Origin of the sequence: Rhodococcus jostii RHA1 (assembly GCF_000014565.1) — a bacterium.
Taxonomy (GTDB): domain Bacteria; phylum Actinomycetota; class Actinomycetes; order Mycobacteriales; family Mycobacteriaceae; genus Rhodococcus_F; species Rhodococcus_F jostii_A.
This window is the reverse complement of record NC_008268.1, coordinates 635,965-649,639: the sequence shown is the minus strand read 5'-3', so window position 1 is coordinate 649,639 and position 13,675 is coordinate 635,965. Positions and strand designations below refer to the sequence as shown.

12 protein-coding genes and 1 pseudogene are annotated in these 13,675 nt (G+C 66.4%); 8 read left to right on the top strand and 5 right to left on the bottom strand.

Going from position 1 to position 13,675, the window contains the following annotated elements:
* Positions 1-39 precede the first annotated feature (39 nt).
* The 3 genes from RHA1_RS02795 to RHA1_RS02785 all read left to right on the top strand — a co-directional run bounded on the left by RHA1_RS02795 (position 40) and on the right by RHA1_RS02785 (position 3,325).
* The gene (locus tag RHA1_RS02795) at positions 40-1,329 is read left to right on the top strand and encodes a glutamate dehydrogenase (protein WP_011593832.1); all 1,290 of its coding nucleotides are present in this window, start codon (positions 40-42) and stop codon (positions 1,327-1,329) included.
* A gap of 393 nt (positions 1,330-1,722) precedes the next feature.
* Complete coding sequence (gene lexA / locus RHA1_RS02790; protein ID WP_050787455.1) at positions 1,723-2,385, top strand: transcriptional repressor LexA; 663 nt, start codon at positions 1,723-1,725, stop codon at positions 2,383-2,385.
* A gap of 124 nt (positions 2,386-2,509) precedes the next feature.
* Positions 2,510-3,325: a bifunctional allantoicase/(S)-ureidoglycine aminohydrolase gene (locus tag RHA1_RS02785; protein ID WP_011593830.1), complete on the top strand. Its 816-nt coding sequence runs from the start codon at positions 2,510-2,512 to the stop codon at positions 3,323-3,325.
* 80 nt (positions 3,326-3,405) lie between these two features.
* Here the strand turns inward: RHA1_RS02785 and RHA1_RS02780 are convergent, their stop codons facing one another.
* Positions 3,406-4,305 (bottom strand): helix-turn-helix transcriptional regulator, encoded by a 900-nt coding sequence (locus RHA1_RS02780; protein ID WP_011593829.1) that lies wholly within the window; start codon positions 4,303-4,305, stop codon positions 3,406-3,408.
* A gap of 101 nt (positions 4,306-4,406) precedes the next feature.
* Between RHA1_RS02780 and RHA1_RS02775 the strand changes: the two genes are divergently transcribed.
* The 4 genes from RHA1_RS02775 (at position 4,407) to RHA1_RS02760 (ending at position 8,240) form a co-directional block, all read left to right on the top strand.
* The gene (locus RHA1_RS02775; protein ID WP_011593828.1) at positions 4,407-5,456 is read left to right on the top strand and encodes an alcohol dehydrogenase catalytic domain-containing protein; all 1,050 of its coding nucleotides are present in this window, start codon (positions 4,407-4,409) and stop codon (positions 5,454-5,456) included.
* Positions 5,453-6,859, top strand: a complete 1,407-nt coding sequence (locus RHA1_RS02770) for an MFS transporter (RefSeq protein WP_011593827.1) — start codon at positions 5,453-5,455, stop codon at positions 6,857-6,859. Before RHA1_RS02775 ends, RHA1_RS02770 begins: the two co-directional genes overlap by 4 nt.
* An 83-nt stretch (positions 6,860-6,942) precedes the next feature.
* On the top strand, positions 6,943-7,827 hold the full coding sequence (locus RHA1_RS02765; RefSeq protein ID WP_011593826.1) for an aldo/keto reductase: 885 nt from the start codon (positions 6,943-6,945) through the stop codon (positions 7,825-7,827).
* Between the two features lie 11 nt (positions 7,828-7,838).
* Positions 7,839-8,240 (top strand): (R)-mandelonitrile lyase, encoded by a 402-nt coding sequence (locus RHA1_RS02760; protein ID WP_011593825.1) that lies wholly within the window; start codon positions 7,839-7,841, stop codon positions 8,238-8,240.
* 24 nt (positions 8,241-8,264) lie between these two features.
* On the opposite strand, the gene RHA1_RS02755 is transcribed toward RHA1_RS02760, so the two are convergent.
* From RHA1_RS02755 to RHA1_RS53495, 4 genes and pseudogenes are all read right to left on the bottom strand, one after another.
* Positions 8,265-8,909, bottom strand: a complete 645-nt coding sequence (locus RHA1_RS02755) for a TetR family transcriptional regulator (RefSeq protein WP_050787236.1) — start codon at positions 8,907-8,909, stop codon at positions 8,265-8,267.
* On the bottom strand, positions 8,906-10,381 hold the full coding sequence (locus tag RHA1_RS02750; protein WP_011593823.1) for an MFS transporter: 1,476 nt from the start codon (positions 10,379-10,381) through the stop codon (positions 8,906-8,908). Before RHA1_RS02750 ends, RHA1_RS02755 begins: the two co-directional genes overlap by 4 nt.
* 98 nt (positions 10,382-10,479) lie before the next feature.
* Positions 10,480-10,893, bottom strand: a pseudogene (locus tag RHA1_RS02745) (nitroreductase); the annotation flags it as partial.
* A gap of 230 nt (positions 10,894-11,123) precedes the next feature.
* Positions 11,124-12,593, bottom strand: a complete 1,470-nt coding sequence (locus RHA1_RS53495) for an alpha/beta hydrolase (RefSeq protein ID WP_011593821.1) — start codon at positions 12,591-12,593, stop codon at positions 11,124-11,126.
* Between the two features lie 185 nt (positions 12,594-12,778).
* Between RHA1_RS53495 and RHA1_RS02730 the strand changes: the two genes are divergently transcribed.
* Positions 12,779-13,645: a helix-turn-helix domain-containing protein gene (locus RHA1_RS02730; RefSeq protein ID WP_011593820.1), complete on the top strand. Its 867-nt coding sequence runs from the start codon at positions 12,779-12,781 to the stop codon at positions 13,643-13,645.
* The last annotated feature ends 30 nt before the right edge of the window (positions 13,646-13,675 follow it).

Genomic DNA, 13,675 nt, shown 5'->3' with positions numbered 1-13,675 from the left:
GAGGCGAAGATTTTCTGAGGACGATTGGGGTAACTCGAGGTGACCACGACAACGGAATGCGGGTTCGGGCGCACCCCCGAGCACCGAGAGTCTGACTACCGTGAGAACGCTGCGACGCAACCTCGGGTCGATGCGGCGACCGTGCGTGGCGGTGAGCCCCTCTTACGTGTGACGTGGTCTGATCCGGTCACCGAAGCTCGTGGTTACCTCGTCGTGCACACGTTGGTGTCCGACCTGGCAACCGGGGGCACCCGAATGCGCGCAGGCTGCACGATGTCGGAGGTGGAGGATCTGGCCAAAGGCATGGCCGCCAAGACCGCGGTTTTCGACCTGCCGGTCGGCGGCGCGAAGGGCGGCATCGACTTCGACCCGAAGGACCCCCGCGCCATCGGTGTTCTGGAGCGGTTCTGTCAGGCGATGCGCCCGTGGCTGGCCGCGCACTGGGTGACCGCGGAGGATCTGGGGGTGCCGCAGCATCTGCTCGACGACGTCTTCGCGCGACTCGGCCTTCAGCAGTCCTACCATGCGGCGATCAGCCGTGCCGAAGATCCGCAGAGGACTCTACGCCGGGTACGGGCAGCATTGAACGCCCCCGTGCCCAGCGGTTTTCTGCTGGGCGATGTGATCGGCGGTTACGGAGTCGCGCAGGCCTGCATCGGTACGGTGAACGCATATGGCTGGACTCCGGCAGACACGACGGTGGCAATCCAGGGCATCGGCACCATGGGGGGCGGCGCGGCCTGGTATCTGTACGAGGCCGGTATGCGCGTGATTGCTGTCGCCGACGCCTTCGGCACGCTGTACTGTCCCGACGGCCTGGACGTTCCCGCGCTGCTCGACCTGCGGGACTGCTACGGCGAGATCGACCGCTCCCGCGTCCCCTCGCATGTTCAGCGGTTGCCGAGCACGGCTGTGATCGCCACCGCGGCAGACATCCTCGTCCCGGCCGCGATCTCGTATGCGATCACTTCGGATAACGTCCACCAGGTCGCAGCGAAAGTCCTGATCGAAGCTGCGAATGCCGCGACGACCCCGCGGGCCGAGGCGGTGCTCACCGGCCGCGGCATTCCGGTGGTCCCAGACTTCGTCGCCAATGCCGGAGCAGTCGCCTGGGCCTGGTGGGTCCTACTGAGTCAGGTTGGTACCGACCCGGAGGACTCGTTCCTGCGGTTGCGTACCGAGATGCTGGCCAAGGTCGCGTTGCTGCTCGGGCAATGGAAACTGGACGGCGTGGCGCCACGGCAGACCGCGTGGGACCTCGTCGGGGCCAACCGCCACGCGCCGGCTCCCACCGATCCTCTGGCAGTGCCGGCGCTCACCATCCCGTGAAAGTCGGCGATCGGCGACAGTAACACCGGGCCGGCGGCTGCGGGACCGTCACGTGCTCGTCTGTCTGGCCTTGCGGTGAGCCAACAGTGCTCGCGCGTCGAGATGGCAGCGGCCCGAGTGAGCGCGGTGCGGTGCGGTGCATTGCGGCACTGAGCTGACGGTTCCCGTTGTGCGAGAGTCGATATCGGGCGCGGCTCGACGGTGCGTAGAGGCGTCGAGCCGCGGGCAGTGAGATTCAAGTCCATGGGGAAAATCACCCTCAACTGTGGTTCCAGGTGGTGGCGCATCGACTGAGGTCGACATTTCCGTGAGGTGGAACGGGACAGGCTCCGCTTCTGGTCGCACGCCTACGCCGTGCTCGAGGGGGCTGTCGTCACCCCCTACGATTCTTCGGTGACCGATTACGACGATCTCGACATGTTCGGTGGCCTCGATGCCTCCACCCTGCCATCCCGCCAGCGGCGGATTCTGGCAGCGATCCGGGACTGCGTGGCTGCACACGGGTGCACGCCGAGCACCCGACAGATCGGGGACGCGGTGGGCCTGCGCTCCGCGTCGTCGGTGTCCAAGCATCTGAAGAGCCTCGAGGAAAAGGGCTTTCTCCGAAGGGGCACGGCCATGGCTCGGCAATTGGACGTGCGCCCGTTCCTCTCCGAGGGGAAGCGAGGTCGTTCGTCCGAAAACAATGTGACGGTACCGGTGGTCGGCGACATCGCAGCCGGCGCACCGATCCTCGCGGAGGAGCACGCCGATGAGATGCTGACGCTCCCTCGCGAACTCGTCGGCTCCGGCACCGTGTTCGGGCTGCGGGTGCGCGGTGAGTCGATGATCGACGCCGCGATCTGCGATGGCGACGTCGTTGTGGTGCGCCGCCAGGACGAAGCCCATTCCGGCGAGATCGTCGCTGCGATGATTGATGGCGAGGCCACGGTGAAGGTGCTCCGGCGCCGCGATGGCCACGTCTTCCTCGAGCCCCGCAATCCCGCGTATGCCGTGATCGACGGCGACGACGCAGTTGTCCTGGGCAAGGTGGTATCGGTGATGCGGCGGATCTGAGGGCCCGGACTCGGCTGCCGCCGACACCCTCCCCACGAATATTCTCGTGTGGGATCCACAGGCGAAAGATCGACATCACCGGTGGCTCGCCACCGCCGCTGTCCCGACAACCGATGAGGAAAGCATGAACTACTTCGTTCCGCGAGGCGGCCTGCCGCCGCAAACCGATCTGACCACCGACCGCGCGGTCTTCACGGAGGCCTACGCAGTCCTGCCGCGTCGCACGATGAGCGATATCACCGCGAGTCTGCTGCCGCACTGGAACGGGACCAGGGCGTGGGTGCTGGCGCGGCCGTTGTCCGGATTCGCGGAGACCTTCTCGCAGTACATCGTCGAGGTCTCGTCCGGTGGCGGTAGTGACCGTCCCGATGCCGATCCGGGCGCCGAGGCGGTCGTGTTCGTTGTCGACGGTGCGCTGACTCTCACACTCGACGGGGTCGAGCATGTGCTGGATGCGGGCGGCTACGCCTTCCTCGCTCCCGGCGCCCGGTGGAATCTGCACAACCACGGTCCGGCCACCGCGACGTTCCACTGGATCCGCAAGGCCTATGCGCAGGTCGACGGCATCGAGGTGCCCGAGTCCTTCGTAACCCGGGAGCAAGATATCGAGGGCGTCGAGATGCCCGACACGAATGGCGCATGGAAGACCCAGCGGTTCGTCGATCCGACCGACATCCGCCACGACATGCATGTCAACATCGTGTCCTTCGAACCGGGAGGTGCGATCCCGTTCCCCGAGACGCATGTCATGGAACACGGCCTGTACATCCTCGAGGGCAAGGCGGTGTATCTGCTCAACAAGGATTGGGTCGAAGTGCAAGCGGGCGACTTCCTATGGTTGCGTGCCTTCTGCCCCCAGGCGTGCTACGCGGGCGGGCCGAGTCGCTTCCGCTATCTGCTCTACAAAGACACCAACCGGCACGCCGGCCTCCAACTCTGACTCTCCTGAATCTGGTCATGATCCTGTGTGCCGCTGCCGTTGTCGCAAGGGTGGCGGCCCACCGATCGCCTGTGCGGGGGTCAATGCGGTCTGCTGGGAGCGTCGTGTTCGGTGCCGAGCTGATCCTGGCTGGCGGCCCAGGAGGCGAGGAGTTTGAGGGCGTCGGCGGAGGGTGTGCCGGCGGCTGCGGTGTAGATGTTGAGTTGGAGGCCGGGTTCGGAGGGCAGTTCGAGTGCTTCGAAGTCGAGGTCGAGTTGGCCGACGGAGGGGTGGCGCAGGCGTTTTCGACCGCTGCGATGAAATCGGACGTCCTGTGACGCCCAGCGTTGGCGGAAGAGTTCGCTCTGGGTGGACAGTTCCCCGACCAGCGCGATGAGCGCCTTGTCGTGGGGGTTGCGGCCTGCTTCGAGTCGGAGCATGGCGGCGGCGTCCCTGGCGATGGTGTCGTAGTCGACGAAGAATTCTTCGGCTGCCTGAGGGTGGAGGTAGACGAATCGGGTTGTGTTGGCGGGGCGGCGGGGGTCAGCGAGCACAGGGGAGTAGAGGGCGCGCGCGAGGTCGTTCATCGCGATGATGTCGTGGCGGCCGTTTCGGACCCAGGCCGGTGCGTCCGTGATGGCATCGAGTACTTGCTGGATTGCCGGGCGGACCGTCACCAGCGGAGTGCGGGGGCGGCGGGTGGTGCTTGCTTGTGCTTGCCGGGCGAGAGCGAAGAGGTGGTCACGTTCGGCGTCGTCGAGTTGCAGGGCGGAGACGAGGGCGTCGAGGACGCTGTCGGAGGCGCCGGCGAGGTTGCCGCGCTCCATGCGGACGTAGTAGTCGACCGAGACACCGGCGAGCATGGCGACCTCTTCGCGGCGCAGTCCTTTGACACGGCGGTTGCCGCCGAACACGGGTAGTCCGCTCTGTTCCGGGGTGATGCGTGCGCGCCGCGTGCTGAGGAACTCGCGGATTTCGGTGCGCAGGTCGGTCGAACTCATGAGTCCACGGTAGGCAGTGACCGCCGGATGTGGGAGGTACTGGCAGTACCCGGAACGTCCGTGACTCCCCGGGCGGCCCGAATGGAGGTCAACTGGGTGGCATGAAAGCGACGTACATGTTCGGCGCGGGCGACGTCCGCGTCATCGATGTTCCTGATCACACCATCCAGTCGTCCACCGACGCTCTGGTACGGATCGTGCGGGCCTGCGTGTGTGGCAGCGACCTGCATCCCTATCACTCCATGGACGCCGAACCTGCGGGCAGATCGATGGGCCACGAGTTCATCGGTGTCGTAGAAGCGATCGGTTCGGATGTGAGGACGTTACGGGTCGGCGACTTCGTCATCGCACCGTTCGCGGTGTCGTGTGGCACGTGCGTGTTCTGCACTGCGGGTCTGCAGACCTCGTGCGTGCGCGGCGGGTTCTGGAACGACGCCTCGCTGGGTACGGCGGGTGGTCAGGCCGAGGCGGTCCGGGTGCCGCTGGCCGACGGCACGCTGGTGACGGTACCGGTGGGCGAGGACGCCGACGATGCGCTGCTCAACTCCTTGCTGACGTTGTCGGATGTGTATGGCACCGGCTGGCATGCCGCGGTCCGCGGCGGCGTCGGCGCGGGCAGTGTCGTGACCGTGATCGGTGACGGGGCGGTGGGATTGTCGGCCGTGCTGTCGGCTCGCCTGCTCGGTGCCGAGCAGATCGTGTTGATGGGACGGCACCAGCGGCGGACCGATCTCGGTCGCGAGTTCGGCGCGACCGATGTGGTTGCCAAGCGTGGCGAGGAGGGGATCGCGAAGGTTCGTGAGCTGACCGGCGGACTGGGCAGCGCGGTCGTCCTCGAGGCGGTCGGTCACCGGCCGGCCTACGACCAGGCGGTGGGCGTCGTCCGCGCGGGTGGAGTGATCAGTCGGGTGGGGGTGCCCCAGTACGAGGACGCGCCAGTCGGGTTCGGGAGCCTGTTCGGGCCGAACGTCACGCTGACCGGTGGTCCGGCACCGGTGCGCGCCTACATCGAGCAGCTGCTTCCGGCGGTCCTGGACGGCACTGTCCAGCCGGGGAAGGTGTTCGACCGCACCGTCGGTCTCGGCCAGACGCCGGAGGGCTACGCCGCGATGGATGCCCGCGACGCGCTCAAGGTCGCGGTCCGGCCGTGACCACCGCTGTGTCCGGTCGGGCCACGACCTCCCGGACCGCGATTCTGGGTATCATCCTGGCAAGCTATTTCATGGTGTTGCTGGACAACTCGGTGATCTTCACCGGGTTGCCGAGCATCCGATCCGGACTCGACCTGTCATCGGGGGCGTTGTCGTGGGTTCAGGACGCTTACACCCTGGTCTTCGGTGGCCTGCTCCTGTTGGCTGCCCGCGCGGGGGACATCGTGGGGCGGCGCCGACTGTTCAGGATCGGTCTCGCGATTTTCGGAACCGCATCCTTGCTCGTCGGAATCGCGCCCGCGGGATGGTGGATGATCGCCGCCCGCGCGGTGCAGGGAATCGGTGCGGCGATCGTCGCACCGACCTCGTTGGCGTTGATCACGACCTACTTCGACGGCGAGGCCCGCAACAGGGCCATTGCCTGGTATGCCGCAACGGCCGGTATCGGCGCCAGCCTCGGCCTTCTGGTCGGAGGTGCGCTCACCGAGTGGATCTCCTGGCGAGCGGCCTTCCTGGTCAACGTCCCGATCGCGGTCGCCTTGATTGTCTGGTCTCGCACAGTGCTCGTCGAAACACCACGGCGAACCGGAAGGTTCGACGTGATCGGTGCTCTCGGTGCGACATTCGGCATGGGCGCCGTGATCTTCGGGATCATCGAATCCGCCGAGGCAGGTTGGGGATCGGCACGGGTACAGGCCGCTCTGGCACTCGGGGCTCTCCTGCTGGTCGGGTTGGTCGTTCACGAGAGTCGGGTGCAGCAACCGATCCTGCCGCTGCGGTTGTTCCGCAGTCGCGAACGCGCCGGCGCCTATTCGGCTCGCCTGCTGTACCTCGGGGCGATGATCGGATTCTTCTACTTCACCACCCAACTGCTCCAGGACGGCTTCGGCTTCTCCCCACTGCACGCCGGGCTCGGCTTCCTGCCGATGACCCTCGTCAACTTCGTCGTCGCACTCGTTGTGCCCCGGCTGGGCGCCCGGCTGTCGAACGGGACTCTGCTCGCTACCGGGACGGCGCTGACCCTGGCCGGTATGGCATGGTTGAGCCGCATCGGCCCACTCGATACGTATCTCATGGACGTTGCACTACCGATCGTCCTGGTGGGCGCCGGGCAAGGCCTGGCGTTCGGGCCGCTGACGAACGCAGGAATCGCCGGTGTGGATTCGGCGGACGCCGGCGCGGCATCCGGACTGGTCAACACGGCGCACCAACTCGGAATGGCACTCGGTTTGGGCATTCTCGTCGCACTCGCGGCCGACGCAGGCGCCAACCTCGACGGACCAGCAGCGGTGACCGAGCACGTCGACGCAGCGCTCACCGGCGGCACCGTACTGCTGGTCCTCGCACTGGTCGTCGTCCTCATGGTGATCGTGCCCGCTGCACGACACCGGCCCGTCGAATGACATCCGCTGGTCGAACCAGGTACTGCCGGTACCTGGTTCGACAGGCACTCCCAGCGCGCGCAGACCGAACCTAAGGTTGAAACATGACCATCCTCCAATTGACCTTGAACAACGAAATCACGATGCCGGCACTGGGTTTCGGTGTGTACCAGACGCCGCCTGATGACACCGTTGCGGCGGTCGAGGCGGCATTGGAGACCGGATACCGGCACATCGACACCGCAGCTGCTTATCAGAACGAACGCGAGGTCGGCGAAGCCATACGCCGTTCGGGCATCGATCGCTCGGACATCTTCGTCGAGACCAAGATCTGGATCACCGACTACGGCTACGACGCGACGCTGCACGCGTTCGACAAGAGCTCCCGCAAACTCGGAATCGATCAGATCGACCTGCTGATACTGCACCAGGCTCTTCCCGGTGGGTTCGCCCTCACCGTCGAGGCCTACAAGGCGCTCGAGACGCTGCTCGCGGACGGACGCGTCCGCGCCATCGGTGTCAGCAATTTCATGTCCGACCACCTCACGCGACTGCGGGACGAGACATCGGTGGTGCCGGCGGTCAACCAAATCGAGGTACACCCGTACTTCCGCCAATCCGACGTGCTCACGGCCAACGCCGAACACGGGATCGTGTCGCAGGCATGGTCCCCGATCGGCGGCATCACTTTCTACCGCAACGGCTCCCACGGCTCCACACTCGACGATCCCACCCTCCAGTCGATCGCAGCGGCACACGGCAAGACGCCGGCCCAGACGATGCTGAGGTGGCACCTGCAGCAGGGACGTCAGGTGATCCCGAAATCGGTCACCCCGTCCCGGATCACCGAGAACTTCGAGGTCTTCGACTTCGATCTCACCGCCGATCAACTCGCCGCGATCGACGCCCTCGACACCGGTGTGCGTGGCGGCCCGGAACCTGACGACATCACCCGCGAGACATTCGGCCTCGAGATCCCCGAAGCCTGAGGAGTACAGCAATGCAGATCGATCCCCACACCCCGACGACCAAGAACCCGCCCGAGCAATTCACGGGTGACGTCTGGCTCGACCGTATCGCCTTTCCCCGCGACCCCGGTCAGCGAATGGTAGTGGCGAAAGTGCGTTTTGCGCCCGGCGCCCGCACCGCGTGGCACTCGCACGCCCACGGTCAGACCCTGCACATCGCCGAAGGAACTGCCTGGGTAAAGTCCCGCGGCGGACCGAAGGTCGAAGCACACGCCGGTCAAACCCTCTACTGCCCACCGAACGAACAACATTGGCACGGAGCAAGCGCCGACTCGTTCATGGAACACCTCGCCATGCTCGACAACGCCGACGACCCGGCCACCACCACGACCTGGCTCGAGCACGTCACCGACGACGAATACCTGACGGGGTAGTGTTCCCTCGCCACCCGCCGCACCTTATCGAGGCCACAAATTTTCCATGATTTGTGCGACGTCCTGTGCGCTCAGCGGTGCCGCATCGAGTCTTTCCGCGCCGGGCCGCAATCCCGCGATCATGACCGCGAGGATTCTGCGCCAGCCGGTGTCGGTGACGCCGCGTGTCGTCGCGACGACGCCGCGGAGGGACCAGAAGATGAGGTCCAGGTCGGCCTCGGTGGCGTCTTCGCGGATGCGGCCGTGCTGCTTGGCCCCCGCCAGCAACTCGAACAGGATCCGGCGATACTCGTTCCTCAGAACTGTGGTCTGATCGTCGTTCCACATGCGAGAGAGACATCCGCGGTTCGACGCGAGGATGGCACCGCTGCCGTAGAGCACCTGTTCGAGGCCCTCGCCCTCCGGCGCGGAGAGGGCTTCGTGGGCCAGGGTGAGGAAGTCTTCGAGCACCTGGCGAACCAGTTCACTGATCAGTGCATCCTTGGTGGGGAACCGGCGGTAGAGGGTGCCGATGCCGACGCCGGCGACCCGGGCGATTTCGTCGACCCCCACGTCGAGGCCGCGGGCACTGAACACGGTCGCTGCCGCATCGAGTAGCCGTTGCCGGTTCTCCGCGGCGTCGCGGCGCAGTGCCTTGCCGCCTGCCGGATCGCTCATGTCGGACCTCATTCGGATTCGTCGCCCACCAGTGTGCCGCCGGCGACCAGCGCGAGTTCCGGGTGCCGCAGCTCGGGCGACGGTTCGAGATTCGTGGTGTCGTCCCGCTTCATCGCCGGGATGAACAGGGCCGCCACGGCGCCGAGGGCCACTGCCACACCCAGCATGACGAAGCCGTTGGTGTAGCCGGATTCCTGCGGCACCCCCGACGTGGACGCCCCGGCGGTGACGACGCTGGCCATGAACGCGGCGCCGAGTGAGCCGCCGATCGTGCGGATGTTCGCGTTCATGCCGCTGGCGACACCGGTCTGTTCCGACGGCACCGCTGCGACGACGACGTTCGACATCGCCGAGAAGGCCAGGCCGAAACCGATTCCGGTCAAGGCCGTGGCGAGGTAGATGTCCGTCTCGGTCTCGTGGAGGAATGCCACCACGAAGTAGCCGATCGCACTGACGATCGAGCCGGCGATCACCAGGTTTCTCGACCCCAGTCGAGTCGCCAGGCGGCCGGAGGCGAGTCCGAGCAGGAACATTCCCACGCTCAACGGCAGCAGCATCAGGCCCGATTCGGTGACCGAGGCGCCGAAGCCGAATCCGGCCGAGGGGGGTGTCTGCAGAAACTGCGGGAGGAAGCCGAACGCGGCGTACATCCCGACTCCCATCAGCAGGGCCACCAGGTTGGCGGCCCAGACGCTGCGGATCCGCATCATTCTCATGTCGATCAGCGGGTTGGCGGATCGCGCTTCGGCGGCCACCCAGGTCGCGGCGAGGACCGCGGCGGCGACCAGCAGTCCGATGACGATCGGAGAGCCCCAGCCCCAGGTCGGTGCCTGACTGACCCCGAGCAGCAACGCGACGAGCCAGCCGGACAGCAGCAGTGCGGTGAGCCAGTTGATCTTCCCGGCGGTGCGAACACGCGACTCGGGGACCAGGATCTGCGCGGCCAACCCGGCCAGGACGACCATGATCAGCGGAATCCAGAACAGCCAGTGAAAGCCCAGCACGGTCACGATAGGTCCGGCCAGGACGATGCCCAGACCGGCGCCGACGGCGGTGAGCGCGGCGATGATGCCGACCGCTCCGACCACCTTCTCCTCGGGGAACTCGTCGCGGATGATGCCGAACGCCAACGGCAGCACACCGCCACCGATGCCCTGGATCACCCGGGCGGCGATCATCACGGACAGCGAGGTGGCCAGGGCCGCGAGCAGCGACCCCGCGGCCAGTGCGACGAGCGCGATCACGAACACCCGTTTCTTGCCGTGCATGTCCCCGAGGCGTCCCATGACCGGGGTGAAGATCGACGCCGACAGCAGGTAGGCGGTCAACACCCAGGTGATATCGGTCTGTGTCGTGCCCAGCGCGGACTCGAGGGTGGGCAACACCGGCATCACCAGGGACTGCAGCAGGGCATAGGCGCCGACGCCCACGGTGAGAACGGCGAACGTCAACTGATGGTGCGTCCGCCGTGAAGCGGTTTTCATAGATTCTCCCAACAAAGCGGAGCGTTCACTCCGCATGCGGAGAATCTATCATTCGAAGCGGAGGTCAGCGCGACATCGCCTCCGTCGTTCCCGGATGCTTATTCGCGGATCCGCGTCACGACTTCGTTCAGCGGTGCCCGTGTGGTGCGGTAGTTGTTGGCCGGGTGGTCGGTGTCTGCGAAGCCGAACGAGATGCCGACCAAGATCTTTCGATCGGCGGGGATGTCGAAGTGCTTGCGGATGAGCGGGGAATGACTGGCGAGCGCGGCCTGGGGGATTGCCCCGAGTCCGAGGCTCCGCGCCGCGAGTAGGAATGTGCCCACGTACAGGCCGGTATCGACGGCACCGTACACCCCGTGCACCGCGTCGGTGGTGATGATCGCGACGTGCGGCGCGCCGAAGAAGCGAAAGTTTTCGAACGCCTGGAGGGCCGAGGCTTCGCGGTCGCCGCGCTCCACGCCGACGGCCTGATACAGCTGCCAACCGCTGGCGCGGCGCCGTTCACGGTAGACTGTAAAATGCATTTCCGCGCGAAGCTGCGTTCTCGGTCATCGAGAAGCGATTGATGGGATGGGCCCCTGACGTGGTGGGGGAGTAGAACAGTTCACGTGGCGTCGGTGGCATGCCGGATCTGTTGCAAGCCCGAACCATTGAGCTGGTACCCGGAAGCTGGAGTGGCGATGCCGAGTCCTCCCGAGCCATTGGGGATTCCAGAGGCCGGGAGGACCGGGTCGGGCTGGTGTCAGTTCGCTTCGGAGTGAGCCGCCAGGTTCTCCCGGAAGAACGCTGCGTCGGAGTCGGTTCCGTACCACCCGCGCCGGAACGAGGCGCCGATATTCACGGCGCTGACGGTGGTGACGGCCTTGATCCGGTAGTCGGTCAGGGCCGCATTCACGGCGTACCCGCCGCCGGCGCAGACCCCGAGGACGCCGATCCGTTCAGCGTCGACATAGCCCAGGCTCTGCAGGAAGTCGACGGCGGCGCGGACGTCCTCCGCCCGAGCGAACGGATCTTCGAGGTGGTGCGGGTCGCCGCCGCTCTCGCCCTGGAACGAGGCGTCGTAGGCCAGTGCGACGAAACCCTCCTCCGCCATTTTCGCGGCGTACAGGCCCGCGGTCTGCTCCTTCACACCGCCGCCCGGGTGCACGGTGACGACGGCCGCGTAGCTGGCCTGCGGATCGAAGTTGTCGGGCAGAAACAGGTTGCCGGCCATGGTGATCGGGCCGTTGGGAAAGGTGATGCTGTCCATTACCGAGTCCTTCTGATTGTGATGTGTGCTCGTTCGGTCAGAGGTTCTTGTTGTAGAAGGGGATGAGGGCGTCGAGAGCCTGCCCGACCGGGTCGGGCTGGTCGTACAGGTCGTAGTGCGAGAAGCCTTCGGCCACGACGAGTTGCTTCGTCTCGGAGCGGGCGCGGCGGTAGATCTCGAGGCCGTCACGGTAGGAACCGAACGCACCGGGCTTGTTTCCGACGACGACACACAGCGGCTGGGTGAGGAGTACTTCGCGTGGGTGAAGGCGTCCCACCCGTATCCCGCTGCTCGTCGTGAGATCAGGCTGCGGGTGGCGCCGTTCGGCTTCTCCCCGCGGGGTGTCTTGTAGTAGTCGGTGGCCTCGACGACGTCGAGTCCCGTCCCGGCCGCCGCGTCCACGGTGGGCGGCAGCAGGTTCTCGACGTTCGGTTCGGCGCCGCGGGCCTCGGCGGTGCGCTGCCCGGCGATCGCCTCCCGTGTCGCGATCGGGTCGTAGCCGCTGAACGCTTCATGCAGGAGGTGTCCGAAATTCACGCCCACGACACTGCCGACGACCTTGATCCGCCGTTCCGTCTTCGCTGCGCTGATGGAGTATCCGCCACCGCCGCAGATGCCGAGCACGCCGATCCGGTCGGCGTCCACGTACGGCAGCGTGACGAGGTGGTCGACGACGAAGCTGAAGTCCTGGACCCGTTGCGTGGGGTCCTCGGTGAACCGGGGTTCGCCGCCGCTGGCGCCCTGGTAGCTGGCGTCGAATGCGATGACGACGTAGCCGGCGTCGGCGAGGGCGGTGCCGTACACGTTGCCGGACGTCTGCTCCTTGCAGCTGCCGATCGGGTGCGCGCTGATGATGGCCGGGTACTGCTTCGACTCGTCGAATCCGGGCGGGAAGTAGATGTCTGCAGCGATGTCCCAGTACGGCGTCTTCACGCTGACGGTCTCGGTCGTTTTCGTGGTCATGCGCTCATTCCCTTCGTCGTCCGGCGGAGCCCGCCGGCCGGTCTGGATCTCGATACTCGGTTCCGGGCGGCCCGAACCGTGTGCTCACACCACTCTGCTGTGATCCGCACCCCCGAACCAGAGCCGGTTATCGGGGGTACCCTCAGCCCCTCCCACGGGCTGTCGGAGGTCCCTAAGCTGCTGATATGGAAATCGCCAAGGAGATCAAGGACTTCCTGACGACCCGCCGCGCACGCATCACACCCGACCAGGTGGGCCTGCCCACGGGTGGTCGGCGCCGCGTCGCGGGGCTGCGCCGGGAGGTAGTCGCGATGCTCGCCGGAGTCAGTGCCGAGTACTACGTGCAGATCGAGCGCGGCGGCGTTTCAGGGGTGTCCGACGAAGTGTTATACGCCATCGCGACCGCGCTGCGGCTCGACGACGAAGAGACGAAACACCTCTTCACGCTGGCCCGCGCGGCGTCCACCAGGCCCCGCAGGCGAATTGCTCCCCGGGCGCGCGTCGAGGTTCCGGAGCCGGTTCAGGCCCTCGTCGACGCGATGATCACCGCTCCCGCGGTCGTGCAGAACGGTCACCTCGACATCGTCGCGGTCAATGCCCTCGGCCGCGCCCTGTACGCCGACGTGTTCGACCGCTCGGACGGCGTGCCCAACCTCGCCCGCTTCATCTTCCTCGACCGCCGCGCCGGTGAAACGTTCCCCGACTGGAACCATGCTGCCGACGACGCCGTCGCGATACTCCGGAGCGAGGCGGCGCGGTCCCCGTATTCGGCGGCGGTCACCGGCCTCGTCGGCGAGTTGGCCACTCGCAGCGACGAGTTCCGCACTCGCTGGGCGACGCACGACATCAAGGCGCACCGGCGCGGCACCAAGCGGTTCCATCATCCCGTCGTCGGGGACCTGACTCTGCGTTTCGAGGCGCTCGAGGTTGCCAGTGCGGCCGGTCTCACCCTGTTCGGATTCACCGCCGAGCCTGGTTCTCCCTCCGAGGAATCCCTCCGCCTGCTCTCCAGCTGGGCCGCATCCGACCGGCCCGAACATCAGCATTCCTGAAGTCCGGGAAGGAGAGTCGGCTACCGTCGA